Source organism: Thiocapsa sp. UBA6158 (assembly GCF_002423035.1).
GTDB lineage: Bacteria > Pseudomonadota > Gammaproteobacteria > Chromatiales > Chromatiaceae > Thiocapsa.
On sequence record NZ_DIUM01000096.1, the window covers coordinates 23,238 to 23,463 of the forward strand.

General features: G+C 63.7%; 1 protein-coding gene. It reads right to left on the reverse strand.

The genetic code is table 11. The annotated features are described in order from the left end of the window. Positions 1-226: hypothetical protein (locus tag B4N44_RS13315; RefSeq protein ID WP_414718151.1), on the reverse strand; the 226-nt coding region annotated here is incomplete at both ends.

Here is a 226-nt window from a genome sequence, read left to right on the forward strand (position 1 = left end):
CCGTAGGTGATGTCCGCCGCATAGGTCTCCTTGCGGGAGACCGGGCGCAGATGGCGGTAACCTTGACCAACCGGCGGCTCGTAGCTCAGGTCGAAGAGGTAGGACGCGGAGTCCGGACCGGTGCCGCCCGATGAATTGATGACGCCGGTGGACAGACCAAGGAAGTGGTAGATCTGTCCCATCCAGGCGGCGTCGCGCCGAGCCAGATAGTCGTTGACGGTGACGA